The sequence below is a fragment of the Acutalibacter caecimuris genome, assembly GCF_034335085.1.
GTDB lineage: Bacteria > Bacillota > Clostridia > Oscillospirales > Acutalibacteraceae > Acutalibacter > Acutalibacter caecimuris.
This window is the reverse complement of sequence record NZ_JAWXXJ010000014.1, coordinates 13,744-39,062: the sequence shown is the minus strand read 5'-3', so window position 1 is coordinate 39,062 and position 25,319 is coordinate 13,744. Positions and strand designations below refer to the sequence as shown.

The window sequence follows — 25,319 nt, the reverse complement described above, 5'->3', positions numbered from 1 at the left end:
CAATGGATCGTATTATTCGGACGATTACCTCAGATGGTACTCTAATGGCATCGGCTATAGACACAACACAGTTGGTCTACACAGCCCAGCAGTTACATGGATTGACAAAGACTTCTTGCGCTGCATTAGGGAGGTTACTTACCGGAACCTCCCTGATGGGGGCAATGTTGAAAGAAACCCAGGCCACGCTTACAGTAAAGGTTGCCGGAGATGGCCCTCTGGGTAACCTGCTTGCTATTGCAGATAGCCGGGGCAATGTACGGGGATATGTGGATAATCCGGGTGTTGAGTTACCTGTACGGCCAGATGGGAAACTGAATGTAGGTGGTGCCGTAGGCCATAATGGTCGGCTGGCAGTTATCCGTGATTTTGGTACAGGAGAACCCTATGCCGGGCAGGTAGAACTTGTCAGTGGAGAGATTGCTGAGGATATCACCAATTACTACGCAGTGAGTCAACAGACGCCAACGGTTTGTGCTCTAGGCGTTTTGGTTGATAGGGAAGAGGGCTGCGCTTTACTAGCTGGTGGCCTTCTGATACAGGCGCTGCCTGGCGCAGACGAAATGGTGCTTGCCCATTTGGAGAAGAATATAGCGCAACTGGATTCTGTTACTACTATGTTGGCAAAAGGTCTTGACCTAGAGGAGATATGCTACTTGGCATTGCAGGGCTTTGAGGTTGAAAAGCTGGATGAGTTTCCTGTTCATTATGTATGTAATTGCAGTAAAGAGCGCTTTACCCGTGTGCTGTTAACCCTTCCGTCAGAAGATATCGCTACTTTACCTTTAAATGACTGTGGCTGTGCCGAAACAGTCTGCCAATATTGCAATAGGAAATATTACTTTTCTCAAGATGAACTTTTGGTATTGGCGAAGAAGGCACAAAAAAATTAAAAAAATTTTTGCGTAACCTATTGACAAATCAAGCCAAATAATGTAAAATATAAAACGTCGCTGGGGGGCGACGTTCCGATGAGAGGACTGGGGGGCATAGCTCAGCTGGTTAGAGCACCTGCCTTACAAGCAGGGGGTCATAGGTTCGAGTCCTATTGTCCCCACCATAATCGGAAATATAGTTTGGCCCGGTAGTTCAGTTGGTTAGAACGCTAGCCTGTCACGCTAGAGGTCGACGGTTCGAGCCCGTTCCGGGTCGCCAATGTCCCTTTTGGGACAGTATTTGCCTCTGTAGCTCAGTCGGTAGAGCAGGGGACTGAAAATCCCCGTGTCGTTGGTTCGATTCCGACCGGAGGCACCATTTGCGGGCGTAGCTCATCTGGTAGAGCGCCACCTTGCCAAGGTGGAGGTAGCGAGTTCGAGCCTCGTCGTCCGCTCCAGGAATGAGAAAAGACGCTGCCTTATTTGTTAGGAGCGTCTTTTCTCGAAAATGGTGACATAGCCAAGCGGTAAGGCAAAGGTCTGCAAAACCTTCATTCCCCGGTTCAAATCCGGGTGTCACCTCCAAACAAAAGCGCTGTGAAGTTTAGGTAACACAGCGCTTTTGTTTTATTTTCGAAATAGGGAGGAGTTGTTATGAAACTGGAAACAGAACGGCTGTATTTGCGGGAATTAACTCCTGAAGATTTTGATGCTCTGTTTGAGATTTTCTCAGATCCTGAAACTATGCAGCACTACCCCCAACCTTTTGACAAAGCAAAGGTACACGCTTGGATTGATTGGAATCGAGAAAATTACAGGGTTTTTGGCTTTGGCTTATGGGCTGTGGTACTAAAAGAAACCGATAAGGTCATAGGTGACTGTGGTATCACCATGCAGAACATCAACGGTAAAATCAAGCCAGAAATTGGCTATCACATCCATAAGGCTTGTTGGCGTAGGGGATTTGGCAGCGAGGCCGCCCAAGCTTGCCGGGACTGGTTGTTTCAAAACACTCCCTTTCAGATGGTCTTTTCTTACATGAAATATACCAATACTGCCTCCAGTTCCACAGCGTTAGCAAATGGGATGCATTTTGTGGAAGAGTTTGAGAATGAAACGGATAAGGTTTCAAAGGTCTATGGAATTTCCCGGACGGAATGGGAAAGACTGGAACATAATTAGTGGGAGGAGCGAATAATGGATTGGGGTATACCTACACTACTAGAGGCTGCCGACCCAGAAAGTGCTGCCGCTCTGTGCTATGAACTTGGGTTTCAGTTCATTGAGCTGAGTATGGATTTGCCAGAATACCAGCGCTTTGATATCCCACAGCTACGTAGGGTGGCAGAGAAGTATGGAGTATATTATACTATCCACCTGGAAGGCTTTATGGATTTGTGCGGTTTTAATCCCAAAGTAGCAGAAGCCTACTTACAAGCACTGCTAGATACAATAGAATCGGCAAAACAGTTGGGTGTCCCTATCCTAAATATGCACTTAGCCCAAGGAGATCATTTTACCTTGCCCAGTGGTAAAGTTTTTCTCTATGATTGCTATCACTCCCATTATGTATCCCGTCTTTCTCATGCGATTACTTGTTGTGAAACAGCGATCGGGGATGCAAAAATTACTATTTGCATTGAGAATACCAATGGGTTTGACAAGGAATTCCTTCGATTAGGGCTAGATAAGCTTTTGGAAAGCCCGTGTTTTGGGCTAACTTATGATATTGGCCATGACCATGGCATAGGCGGGATAGACAAGCCCTTCATACTTGCTAATTCAAAGCGTTTAAGGCATTTTCATATCCACGATGCAGTGGGGAGAAAAAACCATCTGCCGTTAGGAGAGGGAGAATTGAATATCCCCTGGTATACTAATTTTGCAGAAAAAAGCCATTGCCGGGCAGTGCTGGAAGTAAAGACTGCTGCGGCACTTAGGGAATCAGCAGATTGGTTGAAACGAAATAATCTTTTTCATACGTAATATATAAAGGAGGATCTAGCATGACAATCCAGAAAATCAAACGCGAAACCTGCCCTGCCGCACGATTTATCGGTAAGAAATATTCTGGCCCAGCCGATTGGGGGGAATGGTGGGCGAATGGTTGGTTCGACACTTTGGAAAATATGCCGGGCCTGTTGCCGATAAATGACGGTGGTTATTCGGAGGCGATACATACCGCAAATGGCACCACTGAGCATTGGCTGGGGATGTTCTTTTCGGCTGATGTAGACACGCCTGCTGGCTTTGAGAGTGTTGATATGCCCGCAATAGACTATGCTGTATGCTATCTATACGGTAACCCTGACAATGGTGAACTGTTTGGCCATACTGCCCATGAGCAGTGTCTGGAGGCACTTAAAAAGCAAGGCATAAGTCACAGGGAAGGTGATTGGTGCTTTCAGCGTTGCAACTGCCCACGTTTTACCGAGCCAGACGAGTTAGGAAACGTTGTGTTGGACTATGCCATTTCCATTGATATATAATAAAAAGGGCCTTGCATGAGAAATGCCATACAAGGCCCTTTTTTGTTTGCATTTTTTAAGCTAGCTTTTGGCCAATTTCAATGCGTACCGTACGGATGCCATAGCATCTGGTCCGTAAAAGTCTGCTCCAATCATATCAGCATACTCTTGTGTTAATACAGCACCACCGACCATAACTTTTACCCAAGGGGTTTCTTTGCGGAGTTGCTCAATAGTTTCTTTCATGCTGGGGACCGTAGTGGTCATCAAGGCGCTTAAGCCTACTAGCTCCGCTTTTTCTTGTTTTACGGTTTTAACGATGGTTTCTGGCAGGACATCCTTGCCTAAGTCAATTACGTGAAAACCATAATTTTCTAGCAGAACCCGCACAATATTCTTCCCAATATCATGCACATCTCCTTTAACCGTTGCAATTACAATCGTTAACTTGCTAAGTTCGGAAGGATGCTTTCCCATACGGCTTTTTATCACTTCAAAAGCAGCTTTAGCAGCATCCGCACTCATTAAAAGTTGGGGCAGGAAAAGCGTTTTTTCCTCAAAACACTTTCCAACTTTATCCAGCGCTGGGACAATTTCCTGATTGATAATTTCTAAGCCAGTCATTGTTGAAACAGCAGTTTCTGCGGCTCGAATTGCTGCATCTTTCAGGCCCTTTTCTATTGCACTACATAGCGAATAGGCGGTTACATTGGCTTGCGTAGGCACTGGGACTGCCTGTGTATAAGTGCTAATATATGTTGTACAATTCTTATCCCAGCCAGAAAGCACGCAGAATGATCGATAGGCCCGCATCATATCTGAAGATAAAGGATTCATGATGGCAGCATTTAGCCCTGCCTGTAGCGCCATGAGAAAGAATGCCGTGGTTATATTTTCTCGTTGCGGTAAACCAAAAGAAATATTTGACACTCCTAACGAAGTAAACACACCCAACTCATTCCGTATCCGTGAAAGCGCATACAAGGTAACTAACGCGGCATCCTGTTCAGCACTAACAGACATAGTCAAAGGATCAATAATGATGTCATGTTTGCCTATGCCGTAAGTAGCCGCCGTATCCACAATCAATCTTGCTGCATCAACACGGCCTTGTACGGTTTCGGGTATACCATTTTCGGTGATTGTCAGGCCAATAACTACGCCTCCATATTTTTTAATTAGTGGGAAAATGGCGTGCATAGAGGATTGTTTCGCTGTAACGGAGTTTACCATGGGCTTACCATTGTAGATGCGCATGGCCGCAGACATGGCGGTAAGGTCTGCGGTGTCAATCTGTAGGGGGAGAGGGGAGAGGGACTGCAATTCACTTACAACATTGACCATCATGGAAACCTCGTCGATTTCCGGCAAGCCTACATTGACATCTAAGATATCTGCACCTGCATCTTGTTGCGCGATTCCTTCGCCTAAAATATAAGCTAGGTCACTCTCCCGCAATGCCTGTTTGAATCGTGATTTACCTGTAGGGTTGATTCTTTCTCCAATGATAACAGGAGCCGCGCCAATGATAACAGCGTGGTTGCCAGAGGCTACTACTGTGTCGTGGTGAGTAGGCAAGGGTTGGCAAGGTAGATGCTTACAAAGGTTGGAAGTCTTTTGTAGATATTCGGGTGTTGTGCCGCAGCACCCGCCTATAGCCCAAGCTCCCGTTTTGACAATTTCTCCCATTAAATATGCAAATTCGTCAGGTAAAACATCATAGCAGGTGCAGCCATCATGTTCTTTCGGTAATCCAGCATTGGGGTTGACTATCAGGGGCAAGGTGGTATAAGTGCGTAAAGTTTTTATTAAGGTAAGCATTTGCGCAGGTCCCAAGCCACAGTTCATGCCAATAGCATCTGCGCCCAGCCCCTCCAAAACAGCCGCCATTGTACGAAGATCGCCTCCAGTAAGCAGCTTGCCTGTTTCATCAAAGGTCATCGTCACAAAGACAGGGAGTGAAGTTGTTTCTTTTACAGCCAACAAAGCCGCTTTTGCCTCGTATAAATCATTCATAGTTTCGATGAGCACACAATCTGCACCCGCCGCGACTCCTATGGAGGCGATTTGAGAAAAAGCCTGGACAGCATTTTCAAAAGATAAATCACCCAAAGGAGCCAATAACTTGCCGCTAGGTCCAATATCCAGTGCAACAATACCATGTCCAAACTGGTCTACAGCCTGGCGGGCAAGTTTCACGCCAGAAGATACCACTTCGTTGATATCTAAATCGTGTTCTTGGCACTTAAAGGGATTAGCTCCAAAAGTATTTGTAGTAATGATATCCGCGCCAGCGGCGAGGTAAGCAAGGTGTATGTCCCTGATTGTATCAGGATGTTCCAAATTCCAACGTTCGGGGGCTTGGCCTGGCCGCAAGCCCTTTTTCTGTAGGATTGTACCCATTGCTCCGTCAAAAAAAAGGATATGCTGGCCTAATTCGCCCAAGACATCATGCATTTATAGCAGCCTCCTTTCTGAAAGGACAGTTTTTTGATACACATATCATACATCTATTCACATGGCATAGGGATGGGTCATCCGATAGTCCAATTATAGATGTAATAGATTTGAAGGGGATCATTAGAAAGTTTTCTGTTAATGAAACACCAATCTGCTTGGAAATCTGCAAGGCATTGAATAGAAAACGTTGGTAACTTAGGGAAAAATCCCCATATCCTGGGCTGTATCGAGGACGGAGATAGAGCCCCTGTTGTGTGATACTATCATTGAGTTGTTGTTGTACTTTATCAGCGTAATACTCTATATAGGCAGCCGAAACAGCTTGGACTACTGGTAGCATGGCCAGCTCTGTTAAGCTATATCTCTTTACAAGTGAGTCGACTCCTAAACCCAGCGTGCAAGCAAAAAGAAAACCTTCTTTACAGCCACGAAGGTGATGGGCCAAATCATGGCTTTCAATGAGAGTCCCAGCCAATTCTACCCATTGCAGGCCTGGATCCACTAATATAGAAACACGTTGATATGTATGTTTAGGGATAGAAACCTGACACACTTCACGCTCTGCACGTTCAATTAAACGATCGATCATTTTATCACTAGCTGTAGCACCCATATAGCGGAGTATTTCCTGTTTGTCAAGCATTCTCCTTCACCTCAAGATACAACTTAAGTTTCCTAAGATTTTCTCTGCTGTCTGGGGACGGTTCATAGTATACAGGTGTATATGTTTTACCCCATTGGCAACCAGATCTACAATCTGATCTGTCGCATACGCAATCCCAGCCTGTTCCATTGCTTGGGGGTTATCAGCAAACTTATCGGCTATTGCCAAAAAACGCGCAGGCATAGTAGACCCTGAAAGTTCAATGGATCGTTTTACCTGCCGGGCATTGATGATCGGCATAATGCCTGGAATGATGGGGACAGTGATCCCAGCAGCATAAGACCTATAGAGAAAATTATAAAGCAGATTATTGTCAAAAAACATCTGTGTAGTTAAGAAATCTACCCCAGCGTCTACTTTTGCCTTTAAATAGGTAAGATCATCTTGCTTGTGGACACATTCCATATGACCTTCTGGATAACAGGCGGCGCCAATGCAAAAATCTTTACTAGCCTGTATTTCCCGTACAAGATCAATCGCATGGAGATAGTGGCTTGTACCTGTAAAGTCTTTTGGCCTGTCGCCACGCAATGCCATTATGTTATTGACCCCATTGGTATGCAGTTCAAGCAGTTGTTCTTGAATTTGTTCCGGGTCTGAGTCAATACAGGTAAGATGTGCCAGTGCTGTAGTGTGGCAAATATTCTGGATATAGGAGGCTACCTCTACGGTTCGTTTTGATGTACTACCACCTGCGCCATAAGTTACGCTAATAAAGTCTACCCCTAATTCACTAATGCGATTGACTACACGAAAAACCTCATGAAAATCCCCGTCTTTCTTTGGGGGAAATATTTCGCACGAAAACGTTACCTTCTCTTGCTTAAGCAGATCCTTTATCTTCATCGTACCATCATTCCCTTAAACCAGGTTTTGAATTACACTCTTTTTATTTATTATAGCATATTTTCGTAACTATGGAAAGAGCATAGTTTGTTTTTCTGGAACATATTTATTGGTTTAGGAGGGGACTGCATGAAACGGAAACTTGTTTTTTTTGCATTTTTTATTGCATCCATTATCCTTTTTGCTATTCAAACTTTTCAAGCCTTTGGAATAGTAGCATTTCATGCCGATTTCTTTGCAAAAAAAGGTACAATCGTGATAGATGCTGGGCATGGAGGGGAAGATGGTGGCACTGTGGCGGTTAATGGCGCCCTGGAGAAGGACATTAACCTAGCCATTGCATTAGAATTAAAAAAGAACCTAGAAATGAATCATTTTGAAGTAAAGATGGTTCGTGAAACAGACACTGCGGTAGGGGATCAAAGCCTACCTACCATCGCTGAGCGGAAGCGTTCTGACACACGTAATAGGCTGAAAATTGTGGAGGAAACAGGGGACTGCCTCCTGATAAGCATACATCAGAATCACTTTTCTGAAAGCAAATATAGTGGTGCGCAAATGTTTTATTCAGGCAATCATGCTAAAAGCGAAATATTGGCTGAGGCAATTCGGAAAAACATCATCAATTCTTTACAGCCAGAAAATAAGCGCGAGAATAAGCAAGCTGACAGCAATATTTTCTTACTTCATAACTGCCAAGTACCTGCCGTGCTGGTTGAATGTGGATTCCTTTCCAACCCAGAAGAGGCAGAAAAGCTCTGTTCGGATACCTACCAAAAAGATATGGCGGCTGCTATTTATAATGGTGTAATCGATTATCTGCAGGAAAGCGATCAATCAAAGAACATGGGGTTGGCAAATGGATAGATTTGTGATACAATATAAAAAGCAAATGAACGTTTGAAGAACCTTTAAGGGTAGAGTCAAGGAGAGCAAAATGGCCGGAAAAATAAAATTAGTTTATCAATGCACGGAATGTGGGTTTGAATCACCCAAATGGGCAGGTAAGTGCCCTGGCTGTGGCGAATGGAATACCTTGTCAGAGGTTACGAAAGAGCCCTCCATACCTCAACGAGCAGCAGTTTCGCGTATAACTGGGAGTACTTCCCAGCCTACGCCTATCAGTGAGATAAATACGGATGATGAGCACCGCTACCACACCGGGCTGTCAGAATTAGATCGGGTATTGGGAGGTGGGATTGTAAAGGGGTCTTTAGTACTAATCAGCGGTGACCCAGGGATCGGCAAATCAACAATTTTGTTACAGATTTGCGAGTATTTAGGGCGTGAACTAGAAATTTTATATGTTTCTGGCGAGGAATCAGCTCGGCAGATTAAGCTGAGGGTGTCACGATTAGGTGTGCAAAGCCCCAATTTAAAGATCCTTACGGAAACGGATGTACAGTATGTGGTTGAGCAAATCCGCAGTAGTTCTCCTGATTTGGTAATGATAGATTCCATCCAAACTATGAACCATACTGATTTGACATCTTCACCAGGTAGTGTAACCCAGGTACGGGAGTGTACCAACACTATGATGCGTTGTGCTAAAGCACTGGATGTCCCTATTATTGTGGTAGGCCACGTCAATAAAGACGGCGCAATCGCCGGTCCAAAGGTATTGGAACATATTGTGGATGCTGTCCTGCTGTTTGAAGGTGACCGGCAAATGACTTACCGTATACTTCGGGCAGTAAAAAACCGCTATGGCTCTACCAACGAAATTGGCGTATTTGATATGGCGGACAATGGGCTGCATCAGGTGGAAAACCCTTCTATGGCGATGCTCTCCGGCCGGCCTAAAGATTCCTCTGGTACCTGTGTTACGGCCGTAATGGAAGGTTCCCGGCCATTGTTAGCGGAAATTCAAGGGCTCGCAACTACCTCTGGGCTGGGAACGCCCCGGCGTATGTCAACAGGGTTTGACCATAATCGGTTAGCTTTGATATTGGCGGTACTGGAAAAACGAGCAGGATACTATTTCTCCAATCTGGATACTTATGTCAATGTAATAGGGGGGCTACGGCTGGACGAACCAGCCGCCGACCTGGCGGTTGCCATCGCGCTGATTTCAAGCCTAAAGGATACACCTGTGCGGGAGGATACTATCGTATTTGGAGAAATTGGGCTAACAGGAGAACTACGCAGCGTCAGCCATAGTAACCAGCGAATTCTTGAGGCGGCACGGATGGGATTTTCTCGATGCATTTTGCCTTATCATGGGTTAAAAGGGCTAGCTGATAAAAAGTTCAAAAATATAGAGATAATTGGTGCCAAAAATTTAAGGCAGGCATTTGAGGCAGCTATATGAGTTTTCGGCCAACCCGACTTCCACAACAATTTGTTAAAATAGTACTGATTTCAGGGGAATATCCTCAGTTAGCACAGTCATTAAAGAAATTGGAAATAGGAGTTATCACAACTGCTGAAGATCTCCGGCTACCATATGCAGTGCGTTGGCATCCTGATATGCAAGTCTGCTTGCTTAGGGATGAATTATTTACTCTGCGGGGCGGGCCATTAACGAATACCTTGCGTGAGCATGGGCTATATGTGAAGGAAACTCTGCAAACGCCCCAAAATTACTTCCCGCAAGATGCTCTCTGCAATGTATTAGTTTGGGAGAAATGGGGTGTAGGCTGCTCCAGATCGACAGATGCATTGATTCGTCAGCGAGTGGCAACGCTGGGCTTAACATGGATTGAAGTTAAGCAAGGTTATACAGCCTGTTCAGTGGCAATGGTCAATGCCAATTCTGCTATTACATCTGATTCAAGTATTGCTGATAAGTTACGGAAACATGGCCTTCAGGTTCTACTTATTGAACCTGGTTATATTATGTTGCCAGGTTACCCTTATGGTTTTATTGGTGGATGCTGTGGTAAATTAGCCCCTCATTTGATGGCTTTTACCGGGCAGTTGGACAGGCATCCTGACGGATCCGCGATACGGTGCTTTTTGAAGAATCGGGGAGTAGAGCCATTAGAACTTATGGATGGCGCATTGCTGGATATAGGCGGCATATTGACCTTAAAATAAAAGTTTGTTCGAAAAAAGAAGGAATTGCGATGAAAAACCCATGGCAGCAGGTACCTTTAGAAGTGTACGAATCCCATATGCGCTTAGATACAGTGGCCCAACTGCAATTCTTAAATCAGGTAATGAAAAGCCAGTGGCAGTCTTTCCCACAAACTACAAGTGCTGTTGTGTTAGGTATAGCGGGCGGCAATGGTTTGGAACACTGTGGGGATGGAGTGAAAACAGTAATTGGCATAGATGTTAATGACCAATACTTGCAGGAATGCAAAAAGCGGTTTGGGGAATTACTGGGCTGTCGGTTTCAACTGATACAAATGGATTTAATAGAACCAGAGGTAAGATTGCCAAAGGTAGACTTGGTGATTGCGAACCTATTAATAGAATATGTGGGGATCGCAAATTTCTGTGCCAAAGTAGCCGAGTCACAGGCGCATCATATTTCATGTGTTATCCAGATGTCTGGCGATCCAAAGCAGAATTTTGTATCAGATTCGCCGTACCAAAGCCAGTTGGAGTCTATTGGCGCGTTATATCAAGATGTAGACGAAAGGCGTCTGTGTATAAATCTAGCACGTTGTGGCTACACGCAGATACTACGCAAAGAGTATGGCCTGCCTAATGGTAAACGCTTTGTCCGTTTGGATTTTAGGATACGGCAAGAAGGAGAGGGATTTAAGAAAACACACAATTATACTAAATGAATATTTTGTATAATTGAGGGGAGGAAATATGCGATATGGGCTTTTCAATTAGAGATGAAATGCCGGAATTAGTACAACAATATGCGATGTATCTTCGCAATATCAAAGGGTTATCTGCTAAGACGGTAGATAGCTATTGTATGGATTTGCGTACCTTTTTTCGGTTTATGAATCATAAGCGCAATCCAGCATTATCTAATATTGCCTTGGAAGAAATTTCTGTACAGGATATTGATTTAACATTTATTCGAGAGATTAAAACCTATGATATTTTTGAGTTTATGAATTACGTGGCGGATGAGCGAAATAACATGAGTTCTACCAGGCAGCGTAAATCTTCGGCTCTTAAGTCTTTTTTCAAATACTTGACTTTACACGAGAATTTATTGGAGGAAAATCCTACAGACAACCTAACGCCTCCTAAAGCGAAGAAAGCGCTACCCCACTTTCTTTCCCTCGAACAAAGCATCGAATTGCTGAATGCGCCAGAGGGGCCTGACCAGGAACGTGATCGTTGTATGCTTACCCTCTTCCTTAACTGTGGTATGCGGCTCTCTGAATTGGTAAGCATCAACATCAGCGATGTTTTGCGTAATAACAACACTCTACGCATACTAGGTAAGGGAAATAAAGAACGAATTGTATATCTAAATCAAGCTTGCTTGGATTCTATTGATAGTTATCTGATGGTGCGGCCAAAGGATGGCGTCATTGACCGGAATGCTTTATTTTTAAGCAGCCGTAAGCAGCGGATTAGCCCAAAAACAGTTCAGTTCGTTGTAAAAAAATATCTGAACAAAATTGGGCTGGGTGGGCCAGGGTATTCTGTCCATAAATTACGGCATACAGCCGCTACTTTAATGTATCGCTACGGTGATGTAGATATTCGAGTATTACAAGACATTTTGGGCCACGAGAATCTGGGAACCACGGAGATATATACCCATACATCTAACCAACAAATGGAGGATGCTATTAACTCTAACCCTCTGGCTAAGGTTGTTACGCATACTAAGCCCCCCAAAAATGCCAAGGAATAAATTAAAAAAACCGTCGGAGAAATTTATAATCTCTCCAACGGTTTTATTTTTGGTTACATGAAAGAACTTGTCCTTATTCTTCTAATTTCCGCTCGCCTTTTTTAAGTTCAGATTGTTTCACCAATTTACCGTTGACATAAACATATTTGTCCTCGTCAATTTCCTCTTCCACCTGCGTAAACAGCCCTGCAAATTCTTCTTCAGCGGGAACGGGTGTAGCAAAATCAGAATCTTTCTCTTCTTGCATACGTTGATACGGCTGGATAAGGTAGCGGTCTATAATTGGATAAACAGTAAAATTAACCAGATAAGAGATAAAGGAAAAAAGGAAGAAAAGCAATAAAAGTGCATATGCCAGTAGCGTTATATTCAGCAGAGGAAGATTTAACATCAGGATCATAAGACCAGCCAGGATGATAGTAAGCAAAATATTCCGTCCAAAACCGGCCACTGTAAAAATTAGCGCATTCTTATATGCGTGGGTAAATTTTAAGTCAAAGGTTACAAACATCACTGGTAAATAGTACTGGGCGAACAAAAACACGACTGCAACCACTACACACATCCACAGTGGGATATAGTAAAGCCATTGAGCGATTGCCATATTGTAATAATAGATGATAGAGAACCCCAAAATGATATATACCGTATAGCCAATAAAGCCGTTCAGCAGGAAATATTTCCAGTTTGTCTTTACAGCCTCCCAGAAATCTGACCAGACAAAGGCATGCTCCTCCCTGGAAAAATTTCGCGTTACTATGGTCAATCCAGCAGAAAAAGGCGTTAACAAGATGAGCGGAATTGGCACCACAAAACTGGCCCACCCGTCAATTTGTGTAACGCCAGCTATTTGTATCACGAAGTGGGTGGGAAACAAATAAATTAGCACCATGAGTACGATGGCAACTAAGGTAGGCAGTACAAAAATCAAATTAAGTTGAACTAATTTCGAAAATTTTCGTAAGAGAACCTCAAAGAAACGGACTGGCGCAGCTTTGGGGGGCTCGTCCTTACTAACCCCTGGGCCAGGCTTATCATAATTCCCGAAAAGACCTAAAAATGCCAAAAAACCAACTCCCATCTAATTCATTTTCAGAATATTTTAACCCAATTTTGCCTTGGGATGGCAATCTTGATATACTTGTCTCACATGGTCATCCATTAACTGTACATAGATTTGTGTAGAAGAAATGTCAGCGTGCCCCATCATAGTCTGGATATCTTTTACGGATGCGCCATTTTCGAGCAAGTGCAATGCAAAGGAATGCCGAATGGTATGTGGTGTTATTTCCTTTGTAATCCCCGCCTCGATAGCATAACTTTTGACAATCTTCCAAAACCCCTGCCTGGTTAGCCTGCCACCATTTAGGTTGACAAATAATGCGTTGCTGCTCCCTAGTCCTGTAAGCAGATCACGCATTCGATATATATAATCGGAAACAGCAACTACTGCTGATGGGTAAACAGGGATAGTACGTATCCCCTTATTCCCCTTGCAATATAGTACACCCGATCGAAGATTAATATCCTTTACATCCAGATTAATCAGTTCCGACGCTCGTATTCCTGTAGCGTATAGTAATTCTAACATAGCCTTATCCCGGCATCCTTTGGGCTCGGTAATATCTGGTTGGTCCAACAGTAGATCAATCTCTTCCCCTAGTAATACCTGCGGGAGCTTTTTTTCTGCCTTACCGGCCCTAATGCTTTTCGCAGGGTTATGATCTACCATCTCCGTGTACATCAGAAACTTATAAAAACATCTCACCGATGCTAAATTACGGGCAATTGTAGTGGTAGAACGATTCATATCATGCAATCGATCAACAAAACTCTGGACATCCCGTTCATCAGCTTCTAGAGGAGAAACATCTAATTCCGCCAAATAAGTCAAATAGTTCATGGTATCTCGCAGATAAGATTCACGTGTGTTAGCAGAGTTTGATTTCTGATCAGCCAGATACTCACTGAACAAGAGGAAAAAATCAATTTTCATACAGATACCTTCTTCATTAACGGATACAAGAGCGGTTCCAAGTTTAAAAAAGCACCCCACCCAGCACAGCCAAAAAACTTCCGACCAAAGAAAGTGTCACGGCCAAACAGAGAAAAGATAAGAAATCTCTAAAGTAGAATTGAAAATTTAAACTTTCCTGTTGTGAAGAAAAACCTGCTTTTGCCAAACTATTTGAAAAAATTAATGCCCGAGTAGCAAAAAGCAAAAAAAGCATAGATGATGCGGTTGCCACCGGCGTATAACTTAATACACAACCAACAAATTGTTGCCAATCACCATCCACCAAAAAGGATAGTACACCAATTCCAATGGCAACTCCTTTGCAAAAAATAAATGCAGGAACTCCAATGGCCCCGAAAGCTGTAACACCTAATAAAAATAGGATAATAAGACTTATTAATGTATTTAGTAACACCGTAGAAAAACCGGAGAAAAAGCCAGCATTTATCAAAGGGATACCGGAAAACAGTAGCGGCAGTGTAGCTTGGCCTTGAAATAAATTAAACGCTGATACAGCGGCAGAACCTATAAATACGCCACAAATCAGGAAAATACACAAGGGTAAGAATACTCTACGGCTGGAAAAACGCAATAAAAACTTGCTGTTAAACAGCGCGTCCGTTTTTTTCATAATATAGGCTCCTTTGAGATGACTGTATAGATGGTAAATCCCTATCAAAGCACTTTTATGAAAAAAAAAGGTTAAGTATTCTCACATAAAGCAAAAGTATTATATTGATAAATAATCGAATTAATAATTGAAAAGGAATGCTTGTAAAGTTAATTACTTACATCAATTCTCAAGACAACCTAACAGATTCTAAACTCTAAAAATTAGAGATTAAATTTATCGTCGCTTTTTCTATAATAATACTATAACCTATTGCAGATGATTTTGCAATAGGGCCCGTGAATGTTTTTACTTTTTTCAATAAACGACAAAAACCATGCGAAGAAAATTATGTAAACTCATGTATATTTACCATCGTCAAGGTACTTGCTTGACAAAGTTTGTGGACGCAAAGGCTTTACAGTGCTAATTTTTATAAACGAAAACCAGTTGGCTTTACACAGGTGTTATTGAGGAATTCAATTACATAGTTCAGTAGCCATAACCCAGTAAAAAGCAAAATAAAACCAGAGGTACAGCATTCATCATCTGTTGCTGTTCCCCTGGTTTTTTCCTATTTACCCTCTCCCCCGTTTACCAAGCATCTTAGCCATAGCAACTAAGTCAAGCAAAGTAATCTCCTCGTCATAGTCTAAGTCAACCGCTAAAAAAGCCTCTTCCTTGGCAAATCCATCTTTTCCTAAAACATAATCTTCCATCATGATCATATCAGCTCTACTAACATACCCATCTCCATTACAATCACCTATAATAACAATAATCGCGTCATTCATCTTCATACCTGTCTTTAGTTTCCCCTCGGCTAGTGGGATACCGGATGAACCCATTATTAAAACCGCCTCTGGTTTCTTAAGTTCCCGTAACTGTCTGACAGTTGTATCTTCTTCTAATAATACATAAGTTATTTCATCTACTTCGATTTCCTTGTAAAATGGTTTTGGCTTGGGATCGGTTTCATCTGGCATGACACTGGGCGATGGAATTGGTGAAGGATCTTCGCTTGGTAATGGAGTGGGCTCTTCACTGGGCTCTACAGTTGGAATAGGCGTTGGTTCACTGGTCGGTTCAGGCGTTTCTTCAGCAGAATCATCTTCTGTAGTAAAGATATAAGGTGATAAAAAGAATGCACCATCTTTCTCAATCAAAGCCCACGCAGTAGTTAAGCCTCGCACATATCCATCTGGTAAAAATGTCCCTGTAATCTCCCCCAGCAGATTGTACCGGCAAACAGTATCCGCTGCTGTGGCTGTGTAAATTTCACTGCCATGTACAAAGCATAGTTCCAATGCTAGCTGCTCAATACCCGTAACGGCTGTAGTAACCTCCCCGTTTTCTATCACTTTTATTATACCGTTTTGATCCAAAAAGCCATCTTCACCAAGAATGCCTTCTGGCGGCACTGGGCAAGGATATTCTTCGCGTTCGTTATATGCATTGCCCTCCCAGCGGTACAATGTGCCATCTGCATAAGCGTAGACTCTTCCATTGGGGGTACTGCTTAAGAAAGTTACACCACTTAACCCGACATATTCTGGGTCAAACGCATCTTTAGCATAAACCTCCACATCACCACCAATATTGGCAAGATAGAATGGCCCATCTGCCAAAACGGTACGGAACGCATCATCAGGAATGTCGAATGCATAAAATGATAAGCCGTTACTCTTTACTGCCTCTAAGTCTTCTCCTGGCCTCCAAAGCAATAAGGTAGGAATCCCATCCACATCGCCCAGCATACCCAGCGCACCGCTACAGATAAACCCACTTTGTGGCTGAATCTCCGTCACATCTAGTTCTTCTATTCCACCGTTTTCAGGACTTATACAGTAAGCGTAGATGCCTTCTTCCTCCCGTAGCATAAGATATACACCATCATCCCCCTGCCCAAATGCGAGTATTTCTCGATTGTCTGATGAAGTAATGTAATACTGTTCCACACCATCTCCACTGCTAAAAGCTAGCAATGAAAATAGTGGGACTGCGACCATAAGGAAAAGAATCATTTTCCATCGGTGAAAATGTCTACGCTGATTGTGGTGTGAATTCGTTTTCAACGTTGATCCTCCTTTCTTTTTGACAAAATTCGATCTTTTTACTTATTATACACCCTCACCGCGTTGATTTCAATACAAAAAAACACAAAAACACTTATTTGAGCAATCTTTTTATTGAAATTACACGCTAACCGTTTTAAAACAAAAAAGTAAACTCGGCATAGTTTTATACCAGGTTTACTTTTTATGAAGAAAGCAATTTTTACACTGATTATTTTACTTATTTAAGCCCTCAAATACCGCTACAGCGCAGGCGACCGTGGCTCCCACCATAGGATTGTTGCCCATGCCCATCAAGCCCATCATCTCCACATGAGCCGGGACAGAAGAGGATCCCGCAAATTGGGCATCACCATGCATACGCCCCATAGAGTCGGTTAAGCCGTAAGAGGCAGGGCCAGCAGCCATGTTGTCAGGATGCAGGGTGCGTCCGGTACCACCGCCAGAGGCCACAGAGAAGTATTTCTTATCATTCTCTAGGGCCCATTTTTTATAGGTGCCTGCCACCAAATGCTGGAACCGGGTAGGATTGGTAGAGTTACCGGTAATGGATACATCAACACCCTCGTGTTTCATGATGGCCACGCCTTCTAGCACATCATTGGCACCGTAGCACTTAACAGCAGCGCGTTCGCCGTCAGAGAAGGGCTTGGTTTCCTCCACCTTCAACTCGCCAGTAAAGAAATCATAGTCTGTCTTTACATAGGTAAAACCATTGATACGGGAAATGATGTAAGCGGCATCTTTACCCAAACCGTTTAGGATGATACGCAAGGGTTCCTTACGGGCGCGGTTGGCGGTTTTCGCGATGCCGATAGCCCCTTCTGCCGCCGCAAAGGATTCGTGGCCAGCTAAGAATGCAAAGCACTTGGTTTCGTCGCGCAGCAGCATAGCGCCCAGGTTACCATGGCCTAAACCTACATTGCGTTGCTCGGCCACAGAGCCGGGGATGCAGAAAGCCTCCAAGCCAATACCGATGGCCTCAGCGGCCTCAGCAGCGGTTTTGACACCTTTTTTGATTGCTACAGCGCAGCCCAACGTGTAGGCCCAGCCGGCATTTTCAAATGCGATAGGCTGTACACCTTTCACAATTTCGTAAGGATCAAAGCCCTTAGAATTGCAGAGTTCACGGGCCTCCTCTAGGCTGCCCAGACCATACTCTGCAAGACATTTTTCAATCTTGGGCATTCTTCTTTCTTTGCCTTCAAACATGACGTCGTTAGCCATTTAGTTGTCCTCCTAATGATAGTATGGTCAGAAATTATTCTTCTCTGGGATCTATGTACTTGGCAGCGCCGTCAAACCTGCCGTACTGGCCAATGTTGTTCTTATAGGCCTCGTCAGGAGAAACGCCATGACGGATGTCCTCCAGCATTTTGCCCAGCTTAACAAACTGATAACCAATAACCTCGTTATTCTCGTCTAGGGCCATCTTAATAACATAGCCCTCAGCCATCTCCATGTAGCGGACACCTTTAGCACCAGTGGAGAACATAGTGCCTACCTGGGAACGCAGGCCCTTGCCCAAATCCTCCAAGCCCGCGCCGATGGGCAGGCCATCTTCAGAGAAAGCGGTCTGGCTACGGCCATAGGCTAGCTGCTTAAAGATCTCACGCATGGCTACGTTGATAGCGTCACACACCAGGTCAGTGTTCAAGCATTCCAAAAGAGTCTTACCAGGCAGGATTTCAGCAGCCATAGCAGCCGAATGGGTCATACCAGAGCAGCCCAAAGTTTCTACAAGAGCCTCTTGTACGATCCCCTCCTTTACATTCAGTGTCAGCTTGCATGCTCCCTGCTGTGGAGCGCACCAGCCAATACCATGAGAGAGGCCAGAAATGTCTTTGATTTCATAGGCCTTAACCCACTTTCCTTCCTCTGGAATGGGCGCTGGGCCATGATGGGGGCCCTTTTTCACCGTACACATGTTTTCCACTTCATGGGAATAGTTCATATTGGTACTCCTTTCGGTTTCTTAGTGTTTTTTGTGCGGCTTATGTCCCATAAGGCGCAAAGCTGCCCAAAATACCAATCTACATTCATTATATACATAAACCGGCAAATATTCAAGAGTTAAATTGAAAAATGCCGCAATGCGCTTTCGACATATTGCTGTCTTCTCTTCCCTTTCTATGCCACATCTGTAGCCAGGTAATAGCTGCACAGTTTCATGTTAGCGCGCAGCAAGATATTCTTTGCCGATATCTATTGAGATTCTTTCTCTTTCTGTCTATGGATTTCAGACCTGTGTCGCCAGTGTATGCCAATATGCCCTACTCCTAAAACCAGTGAGGAAATGATCATCCAGCAGTTGCGGCCGTATACCCCTAGAAACAGAAAGGCCGCTACGGGTAGCATTGCGCCAGGTACGGGTATCCCTAACATATTGCCATAAAACGCCAATAGTGTTTTTGGGCCACAAAAATACTGGATCCACCAAAGTTCGTATAAAAGCATCAGTAAAAATGAGACCGCCAGCCACAAGTTCCACACAGACCAGGCGCGCAGGTTGAAATCTACAAAGATTAGCGCACAGCAAGTGGTACACACTTGCCCAATCTGCTCCAGAAACTGCAACACATGGTTTTCCCCTGACGAGGAATATCCCGCAGGTTTTGCCCTGGTCCACAGCAAGTTAGGCACAAAGAGCATGAGCAGGTACAATGCTCCCACATAGGAAAAACCCAGCTTTCCCATCATTTAAAATACAGCACATTGCTGAGCAGGCGATTTTGGGGGCCATACAGCCATTGGCCATCAACATAAAGGTTTGTGGATCCGCCACCATCTAGGTTAACAGCAGATTTGCAGCCCATTGCCACCATAATATCAGAGAGATTCCTTAAAGATGCATCGGCAGCGGTCAAAATAACCAACTTCCCATCATAGCGTACGCCGATACATACCCTGCGCGCGGTACCTCCAGCAGACGAGGCTAGCCCTTCCGCTGCATACGTAGAGGCATCCCCATATGCGCGGCCGTTTTCCACAATCTTAGGGCCGACGCCAATGGACAGTTTGATATCCTGAGTAGTGGAGCCTTCATAATCCATCCGAAGATTAATAAGCGAGCCAACTGTGATTGCCTTAACAAAAGCATCATCTTTGGGAGAACGGACAACCAGAAGGTAACCACTTTGCGGGATGCTTACATCCTGATTGTGGTAAATAGCCGTAACCTCACCACTGGTGTTAACAGCCGCTGCAAACTCTGGCACAAACCCCAAGCTACTCCCCCAATAGCTATTGAAAATAAGTTTTGTCCCATCCCCAGCGCCTGGATAACGGTTAACGCCTAAGGTATGCCTCGTCATCTGTGTACCATCCGGCGTAGTCAAATCGGCATATAGTCTTGCATAATAGTTCTCAACGGAGAAATTTCCAGAAGAGTCCATTGTAATAGCCGACTTTGCTGGAGAGAACATATTGAAAAGTGTAACCCATTTACTATCGGAAATAATGGTGCTATAGGGATCGTAGCTGCTCATGTCAAAAAAACCAGCGTTTACCGCTATTTTCGCTCCTGTGCGGTTAACGATAGAGGTCATACTTTCCGCTCCGCGCACCCGGTTGCTGCCTAGTGCGACACCTGCCATAAAATTGCTGGGGTCAAATTCTACGGCTGAGATGGATAACCCATACATCCGTTTGCGAATAATCTTATAGCCAGCAGAACGGGATTTGTCCAAAAACTGCGATACAACCATTGCGGCTTCGCACCTCTGGGCAGTATTCTTTGGCCGAAAGGTAATGTCCTCATAGCCAGAAAGCATCCCCGCACGCTGGCATACAGTAACGCTGTCTTTCGCATAGCTATCAATAGAATTTCTATCTAAGAACATAATCGGCCCTTGTGTTGCCGGTAACTCCAAGCCGACCGCCTTAGCATAATTGACTACCATAACAGCCATATCTTGGCGGGATACATATTCGTTGGGAGCAAAGCGGTTTTTTGACTTTCCTGAAACCACCCCGGCCTCATAGGCCCAGTTCACACAGCCATTGGCCCAGTGCGTGGTAGGAACATCAACAAACCTACCGGAATAGAAATATGCCTGTATTTCACCTTCGCTAAGCGCACAATGCGCGAGCATAGATACAAATTGGGCACGAGTTAACCGGGCATACGGCACAAAGGCTGTATTGGTTACACCACTGATTACCCCCCGGTCTACCATCGCGTTTACTGCATCCGCGAACCACACCCCATTGGGTACATCCGAGAACCTCTTTGCGCTGGCTGTTACTGGGACACCCGTACATAGGAGCAAGATGGTTAGAAATAGGCATAGCAGACGGTAAAGTTTTCTTTTCATTTTTATTCCCCTTTCATTGTACAAAATTATGTTGTAGGCAAACCCACATAAATTGTTTGCTTGCGTGAAGGCATGAATAAACCAAAATATATGTATATAGCCTCCCCGCTAGTTCACTAATTACCAATTTATTATATCACATTTGCCAAAGATTGTCCATGCACTATAGGAAAATGTAAAAAATTAGCCCATTTGCTCGAAAAAGATTTGCATTTTTTCCTTAAATGTAATATAGTATTGATTAGAGCGGCTGGTTCGCTGCTATTTATCCTATTATTTTGGAGGGTTTTACCATGATATGTCCCAACTGTGGCCGTGAGATTCCAGACGGTACCATATGCCCTTGCACTTTGCAGCCAGCACCATTATCGGACAATCCCGCACTGAATGTTGTCAAAGCCATAGGGTCTTCCCCGCTTTTTTTGGCAATGGCTATCTGCCTCTCCCTCTCTACGCTGTTAGTCATATTTTCGTCTACAGGGCTGAACGACAGCCTGTACAATATGTACTACTATGCGTACTCTATGGGATTTGATTTGGATACCATTAGTGGTGTAATGGATATGATGCGCTCTACTTCTGTGGCCAGCGCAGTTTTCTCATCTGTGCCCGCCATCCTGATTGCCGTAGCCATGTGGCTGCACTTTATTACTTGTCGCAGCCGAGTATCTGGCAATATTTCTACGGCAGGTCTAACCATTTGTAAAGTCCTGTGCTATATTCGAATGATCGCCTTATGTCTTATATCCCTGCTCGTTTTAGCTGTTTGCGGCCTTAGTATTGCACTGATTGCCAGCAACTCCATTGATCTCTATAAATTCTCTTTCTATTCTTCGGCCGACATTGACGAATTAAAACTGACTATTATCATTATTTTATCACTCATTATAGCCTTTTTTATGTTTGCAATGATATTGGCTATTACTTATCAAGCTAGCATTATCCGTATGATTAACCGAACCAAAACGATTTCCGTTACGGGTATGGCCGACGACCGCGTATCAAATTATCTGATTGGTATGACTTACTTCATTGCAGTATGCAGTTTTATTTCTGGTATGGGTGCTTTGTTTGCCAGTCCTATCGGCGGAGCTGCTGCAATCTCTCAAGGTGTTGCCTATATTCTTATGGCAGTATTGCTGAGCCGTTTCCGCAAACAAATGAACCATGTCCTCTTTCCACCTGTTCAGCCAATAGATCCCACGCAGGGATATCCATATCAGGCATATGTTCCCATGCCTGGCGCACAACAGATGCCGTATGAACACCCCAGTAACGCTGACGGGTTCCAACAGCCGCAAGATCAAACAGGCGATAGGAACCAACCACCTCAGCAATAAGCACGAATATTTAGGCCGGAAGGGGATTCCTTCCGGCCTTTTCCTTAGTTGCGTTTTAGCACGAAAGGTGATATAATGTCAGCATAACAACTATAAGTAACGATGGCTTTCTAGGGATTTTACCTACGCACTTAATTTCATTTACCCTGTCAAGCCTATTTGCTTTACAAAAAAGGACAAGGACAGTGATATATGTGTATAAAATTATGAAGAAAAAAGAACTTAACCCTACTGTCACACTGATGGACATATATGCTCCTGCTGTGGCAAAAAAGGCCCAGCCTGGACAGTTTATTATTTTGCGTGTTGATGAACAAGGGGAACGGATACCACTTACTGTAGCGGACTTTGATCGCGAGGCCGGTATCGTTACGATCATCTTTCAAATAGTTGGGGCCACTACCGAAAAACTGAACAATCTCTGTCAAGGAGACTGCTTGCAGGATTTTGTCGGCCCCCTGGGTGTCCCGACTCATACTACTGGTTTAAAAAAAGTGGCAGTAGTTGGCGGCGGTGTAGGTTGTGCCATCGCCTATCCTGTTGCCAAGAAATTACATTTACAGGGAACAGAGGTTCATTCAATAGTAGGCTTTCGAAATAAGGGCCTTGTCATTTTGAAGGAAGAGTTCCAGACTGTCAGCAATAAACTCATCCTCATGACAGATGATGGTTCTGCTGGTCACAAAGGCCTGGTAACCGATGCTTTACGCCAACTTATTGAGGGTGGCGAGCAGTATGACCGGGTAATTGCTATTGGCCCACTGATCATGATGAAATTTGTCACCCAGTTGACGAAAGAGTTTTCTATACCAACTATTGTCAGTATGAACCCCATTATGATAGACGGAACAGGGATGTGTGGCGGCTGTCGTCTGAGTTTGCTCCAAGATGGTAAGCGTGTTACTAAGTTTGCCTGTGTCGATGGTCCGGATTTTAACGGTTTTGAAGTGGACTTTGACGAGGCCTTGGCCCGTGGGGCTATGTACCGAGACTTTGAGCGCAGGGTCCATGAGGAAACCTGCAATCTCTTTAAGGGAGTGGAACACCATGCCTAATATGTCACTGAAAAAGAACGAGATGCCATCCCAGGTTCCTACTGTGCGAAATAGAAACTTTGAAGAAGTTGCTCTTGGCTATACGGCCGAGCAGGCCATTGACGAAGCAAACCGTTGCTTACAGTGTAAGAACCACCCTTGCGTAGCTGGTTGCCCGGTTAACATTATGATCTCCGAATTTATTAAACATATGGCTGAAGGGAATTTTGAGGATGCCTACCAGGTTATTGCGAGAAGTAGTGCTCTTCCCGCTGTATGTGGACGAGTCTGCCCACAGGAAAGCCAATGTGAACAAAAATGTGTACGGGGTATCAAAGGTGAACCCGTGGGTATTGGCCGTTTAGAACGCTTTGCCGCTGATTGGCATAATGAGCATACGGTATCCCTCCCTAAGTGCCCGCGACCAAATGGCCATAAAGTGGCTATTGTGGGTTCAGGCCCTTCTGGCCTAACCTGTGCGGGTGACTTGGCACGACTAGGCTATGAGGTCACTGTGTTTGAAGCGCTACACACTGCCGGAGGGGTCTTGGTCTATGGAATTCCGGAATTCCGCCTCCCCAAAGCTATTGTGCAAAAAGAGATTGATGGATTAAAGGCTATGGGGGTAAGAATAGAAACCAACATGGTCATTGGGCGCACACTCTCTGTAGATGAATTGCTGGAACAGGGCTTTGAGGCTGTCTTTATCGGCAGCGGTGCAGGGCTGCCCCGGTTTATGAATATTCCTGGTGAAAACCTGAAGGGCGTCTACTCGGCTAATGAGTTCCTTACACGGGTTAACCTTATGAAGGCATATATGCAAGATAGTGACACACCTATTCAACACGCAAAAAAAGTTGCTGTGGTTGGTGGTGGTAATGTTGCAATGGATGCAGCACGTTGCGCCAAGCGTTTAGGGGCAGAAGATGTATACATCGTTTACCGCCGCTCAGAAAAGGAATTGCCCGCCCGTGTAGAAGAAGTAGAGCACGCTAAAGAGGAAGGAATTACATTCAAACTTTTAAATAATCCCTCAAGAATCTTAGGGGATGAAAATGGTGCCGTTAAAGGGATGGAGTGTTTGGAAATGGCTTTGGGTGAACCGGATGCCAGTGGCAGGCGCCGCCCTATAGAAAAGGCGGGCTCGGAGTTTGTGTTGGATGTGGATTGTGTGATTATAGCCATTGGCACCTCCCCAAATCCACTGATTAAGGTCACAACCAAGGGCTTGGATACCCAAAAGTGGGGCGGTATTATTGTAGATGAAGAAACGGGCCTTACTAGCCGTGATCATGTTTATGCTGGCGGAGATGCCGTTACTGGAGCGGCCACAGTAATTCTAGCTATGGGGGCAGGCAAAACCGCAGCCAAGGCTATCCATGAAAGCTTATGTGGTACAACCCCAGTTGGTGGAGAATAAGGCGTTATATGATTGAAATTACAATCCATCAGGAGGGTCTACCCAAAAACGGTAGCATTTATCGGCGTACTGCTGCCCGCGGAGTCATCTTGCGAGCGGGCAAGTTATTGATGATCCATACAGATGCAGGTGATTACAAATTTCCCGGAGGTGGTTTAGAACCTGGAGAATCTCCAGAAACTGCGCTGGTTCGAGAAGTTTTAGAGGAAACTGGACATAAGGTATTCGGTATATCCGCCCTATGGGCAGTTACCCATGAACGGCGCAAGGGAAACACTGCCGACGTCTTGGAGATGGACTCATTCTACTTTTTCTGTGAAGTGGCTGACAGGTAGTTCCCCTACACCTGGATGACTATGAGGCCAGAGAGAATTTCCGGCCAGTATGGGTGAAACCAGAAGTGGCATTGGTAAC

The 25,319-nt window shown here is 44.5% G+C and carries 23 protein-coding genes and 5 tRNA genes; 18 read left to right on the top strand and 10 right to left on the bottom strand.

Features of this window, described 5'->3' with window-relative positions; translation table 11 throughout:
* Positions 1-2 precede the first annotated feature (2 nt).
* The 9 genes from hslO (at position 3) to U8U01_RS09670 (ending at position 3,364) form a co-directional block, all read left to right on the top strand.
* The gene (gene hslO / locus U8U01_RS09710; RefSeq protein ID WP_322173732.1) at positions 3-893 is read left to right on the top strand and encodes an Hsp33 family molecular chaperone HslO; all 891 of its coding nucleotides are present in this window, start codon (positions 3-5) and stop codon (positions 891-893) included.
* Between the two features lie 90 nt (positions 894-983).
* Positions 984-1,060: transfer RNA gene (locus U8U01_RS09705), tRNA-Val, on the top strand.
* An 18-nt stretch (positions 1,061-1,078) separates the two neighbouring features.
* Positions 1,079-1,155, top strand: a tRNA-Asp gene (locus U8U01_RS09700).
* A 23-nt stretch (positions 1,156-1,178) separates the two neighbouring features.
* A tRNA-Phe gene (locus U8U01_RS09695) sits at positions 1,179-1,254 on the top strand.
* A 3-nt stretch (positions 1,255-1,257) separates the two neighbouring features.
* A tRNA-Gly gene (locus U8U01_RS09690) sits at positions 1,258-1,333 on the top strand.
* 52 nt (positions 1,334-1,385) lie between these two features.
* Positions 1,386-1,460 (top strand) — tRNA-Cys (locus tag U8U01_RS09685).
* Between the two features lie 69 nt (positions 1,461-1,529).
* The gene (locus U8U01_RS09680; RefSeq protein WP_322173730.1) at positions 1,530-2,057 is read left to right on the top strand and encodes a GNAT family N-acetyltransferase; all 528 of its coding nucleotides are present in this window, start codon (positions 1,530-1,532) and stop codon (positions 2,055-2,057) included.
* 15 nt (positions 2,058-2,072) lie between these two features.
* On the top strand, positions 2,073-2,861 hold the full coding sequence (locus tag U8U01_RS09675; protein ID WP_322173728.1) for a sugar phosphate isomerase/epimerase family protein: 789 nt from the start codon (positions 2,073-2,075) through the stop codon (positions 2,859-2,861).
* Positions 2,862-2,881: 20 nt separating this feature from the next.
* On the top strand, positions 2,882-3,364 hold the full coding sequence (locus U8U01_RS09670; RefSeq protein WP_322173727.1) for a hypothetical protein: 483 nt from the start codon (positions 2,882-2,884) through the stop codon (positions 3,362-3,364).
* A gap of 60 nt (positions 3,365-3,424) precedes the next feature.
* Here U8U01_RS09670 and U8U01_RS09665 read toward each other — a convergent pair whose 3' ends face one another.
* Genes U8U01_RS09665 through metF form a run of 3 tightly spaced genes read right to left on the bottom strand, consistent with a single transcriptional unit; the run spans position 3,425 to position 7,313 of the window.
* Complete coding sequence (locus U8U01_RS09665; RefSeq protein WP_322173725.1) at positions 3,425-5,800, bottom strand: homocysteine S-methyltransferase family protein; 2,376 nt, start codon at positions 5,798-5,800, stop codon at positions 3,425-3,427.
* A complete protein-coding gene (locus U8U01_RS09660) occupies positions 5,793-6,446 on the bottom strand; it encodes a vitamin B12 dependent-methionine synthase activation domain-containing protein (protein ID WP_322173723.1) in 654 nt (217 codons plus the stop codon). The genes U8U01_RS09665 and U8U01_RS09660 overlap by 8 nt, the downstream gene beginning before the upstream one ends.
* 6 nt (positions 6,447-6,452) lie before the next feature.
* Positions 6,453-7,313, bottom strand: a complete 861-nt coding sequence (gene metF / locus U8U01_RS09655; protein ID WP_322173721.1) for a methylenetetrahydrofolate reductase [NAD(P)H] — start codon at positions 7,311-7,313, stop codon at positions 6,453-6,455.
* Between the two features lie 129 nt (positions 7,314-7,442).
* Between metF and U8U01_RS09650 the strand changes: the two genes are divergently transcribed.
* From U8U01_RS09650 to U8U01_RS09630, 5 genes are all read left to right on the top strand, one after another.
* Positions 7,443-8,180, top strand: coding sequence for an N-acetylmuramoyl-L-alanine amidase (locus U8U01_RS09650; RefSeq protein ID WP_322173719.1), 738 nt, complete (start codon positions 7,443-7,445; stop codon positions 8,178-8,180).
* A gap of 70 nt (positions 8,181-8,250) precedes the next feature.
* On the top strand, positions 8,251-9,624 hold the full coding sequence (gene radA, locus U8U01_RS09645; protein ID WP_322173717.1) for a DNA repair protein RadA: 1,374 nt from the start codon (positions 8,251-8,253) through the stop codon (positions 9,622-9,624).
* A complete protein-coding gene (locus tag U8U01_RS09640; protein ID WP_322173715.1) occupies positions 9,621-10,352 on the top strand; it encodes a DUF6873 family GME fold protein in 732 nt (243 codons plus the stop codon). The genes radA and U8U01_RS09640 overlap by 4 nt, the downstream gene beginning before the upstream one ends.
* 29 nt (positions 10,353-10,381) lie before the next feature.
* Positions 10,382-11,053 (top strand): class I SAM-dependent methyltransferase, encoded by a 672-nt coding sequence (locus U8U01_RS09635; RefSeq protein WP_322173713.1) that lies wholly within the window; start codon positions 10,382-10,384, stop codon positions 11,051-11,053.
* 35 nt (positions 11,054-11,088) lie between these two features.
* Positions 11,089-12,093, top strand: a complete 1,005-nt coding sequence (locus U8U01_RS09630; protein WP_322173712.1) for a tyrosine recombinase XerC — start codon at positions 11,089-11,091, stop codon at positions 12,091-12,093.
* Positions 12,094-12,166: 73 nt separating this feature from the next.
* On the opposite strand, the gene U8U01_RS09625 is transcribed toward U8U01_RS09630, so the two are convergent.
* The 7 genes from U8U01_RS09625 to U8U01_RS09595 all read right to left on the bottom strand — a co-directional run bounded on the left by U8U01_RS09625 (position 12,167) and on the right by U8U01_RS09595 (position 21,111).
* A complete protein-coding gene (locus tag U8U01_RS09625; RefSeq protein WP_322173710.1) occupies positions 12,167-13,159 on the bottom strand; it encodes a DUF624 domain-containing protein in 993 nt (330 codons plus the stop codon).
* Between the two features lie 36 nt (positions 13,160-13,195).
* A complete protein-coding gene (locus U8U01_RS09620) occupies positions 13,196-14,089 on the bottom strand; it encodes a tyrosine recombinase (protein ID WP_322173708.1) in 894 nt (297 codons plus the stop codon).
* 43 nt (positions 14,090-14,132) lie between these two features.
* Entirely contained in the window at positions 14,133-14,741 is a 609-nt protein-coding gene (locus tag U8U01_RS09615; RefSeq protein ID WP_322173706.1) for a hypothetical protein, read from the bottom strand.
* A gap of 557 nt (positions 14,742-15,298) precedes the next feature.
* Entirely contained in the window at positions 15,299-16,795 is a 1,497-nt protein-coding gene (locus tag U8U01_RS09610; RefSeq protein WP_322173704.1) for a dockerin type I domain-containing protein, read from the bottom strand.
* 216 nt (positions 16,796-17,011) lie between these two features.
* A complete protein-coding gene (locus U8U01_RS09605) occupies positions 17,012-18,022 on the bottom strand; it encodes a GGGtGRT protein (protein WP_322173702.1) in 1,011 nt (336 codons plus the stop codon).
* A gap of 34 nt (positions 18,023-18,056) precedes the next feature.
* Positions 18,057-18,749, bottom strand: coding sequence for an iron-sulfur cluster assembly scaffold protein (locus tag U8U01_RS09600; RefSeq protein ID WP_322173700.1), 693 nt, complete (start codon positions 18,747-18,749; stop codon positions 18,057-18,059).
* Positions 18,750-19,491: 742 nt separating this feature from the next.
* Positions 19,492-21,111: an S-layer homology domain-containing protein gene (locus U8U01_RS09595; RefSeq protein ID WP_322173698.1), complete on the bottom strand. Its 1,620-nt coding sequence runs from the start codon at positions 21,109-21,111 to the stop codon at positions 19,492-19,494.
* Between the two features lie 293 nt (positions 21,112-21,404).
* On the opposite strand from U8U01_RS09595, the gene U8U01_RS09590 reads away from it, so the two are divergent.
* From U8U01_RS09590 to U8U01_RS09575, 4 genes are all read left to right on the top strand, one after another.
* On the top strand, positions 21,405-22,451 hold the full coding sequence (locus U8U01_RS09590; protein ID WP_322173696.1) for a hypothetical protein: 1,047 nt from the start codon (positions 21,405-21,407) through the stop codon (positions 22,449-22,451).
* A gap of 194 nt (positions 22,452-22,645) precedes the next feature.
* On the top strand, positions 22,646-23,506 hold the full coding sequence (locus tag U8U01_RS09585) for a sulfide/dihydroorotate dehydrogenase-like FAD/NAD-binding protein (RefSeq protein ID WP_322173694.1): 861 nt from the start codon (positions 22,646-22,648) through the stop codon (positions 23,504-23,506).
* Positions 23,499-24,905, top strand: a complete 1,407-nt coding sequence (gene gltA / locus U8U01_RS09580; RefSeq protein ID WP_322173692.1) for an NADPH-dependent glutamate synthase — start codon at positions 23,499-23,501, stop codon at positions 24,903-24,905. The genes U8U01_RS09585 and gltA overlap by 8 nt, the downstream gene beginning before the upstream one ends.
* Before the next feature lie 8 nt (positions 24,906-24,913).
* Positions 24,914-25,240 carry an NUDIX hydrolase gene (locus tag U8U01_RS09575; protein WP_322173690.1) on the top strand — a complete coding sequence of 109 codons (327 nt, stop codon included), beginning with the start codon at positions 24,914-24,916 and terminating at the stop codon, positions 25,238-25,240.
* Positions 25,241-25,319 lie beyond the last annotated feature (79 nt).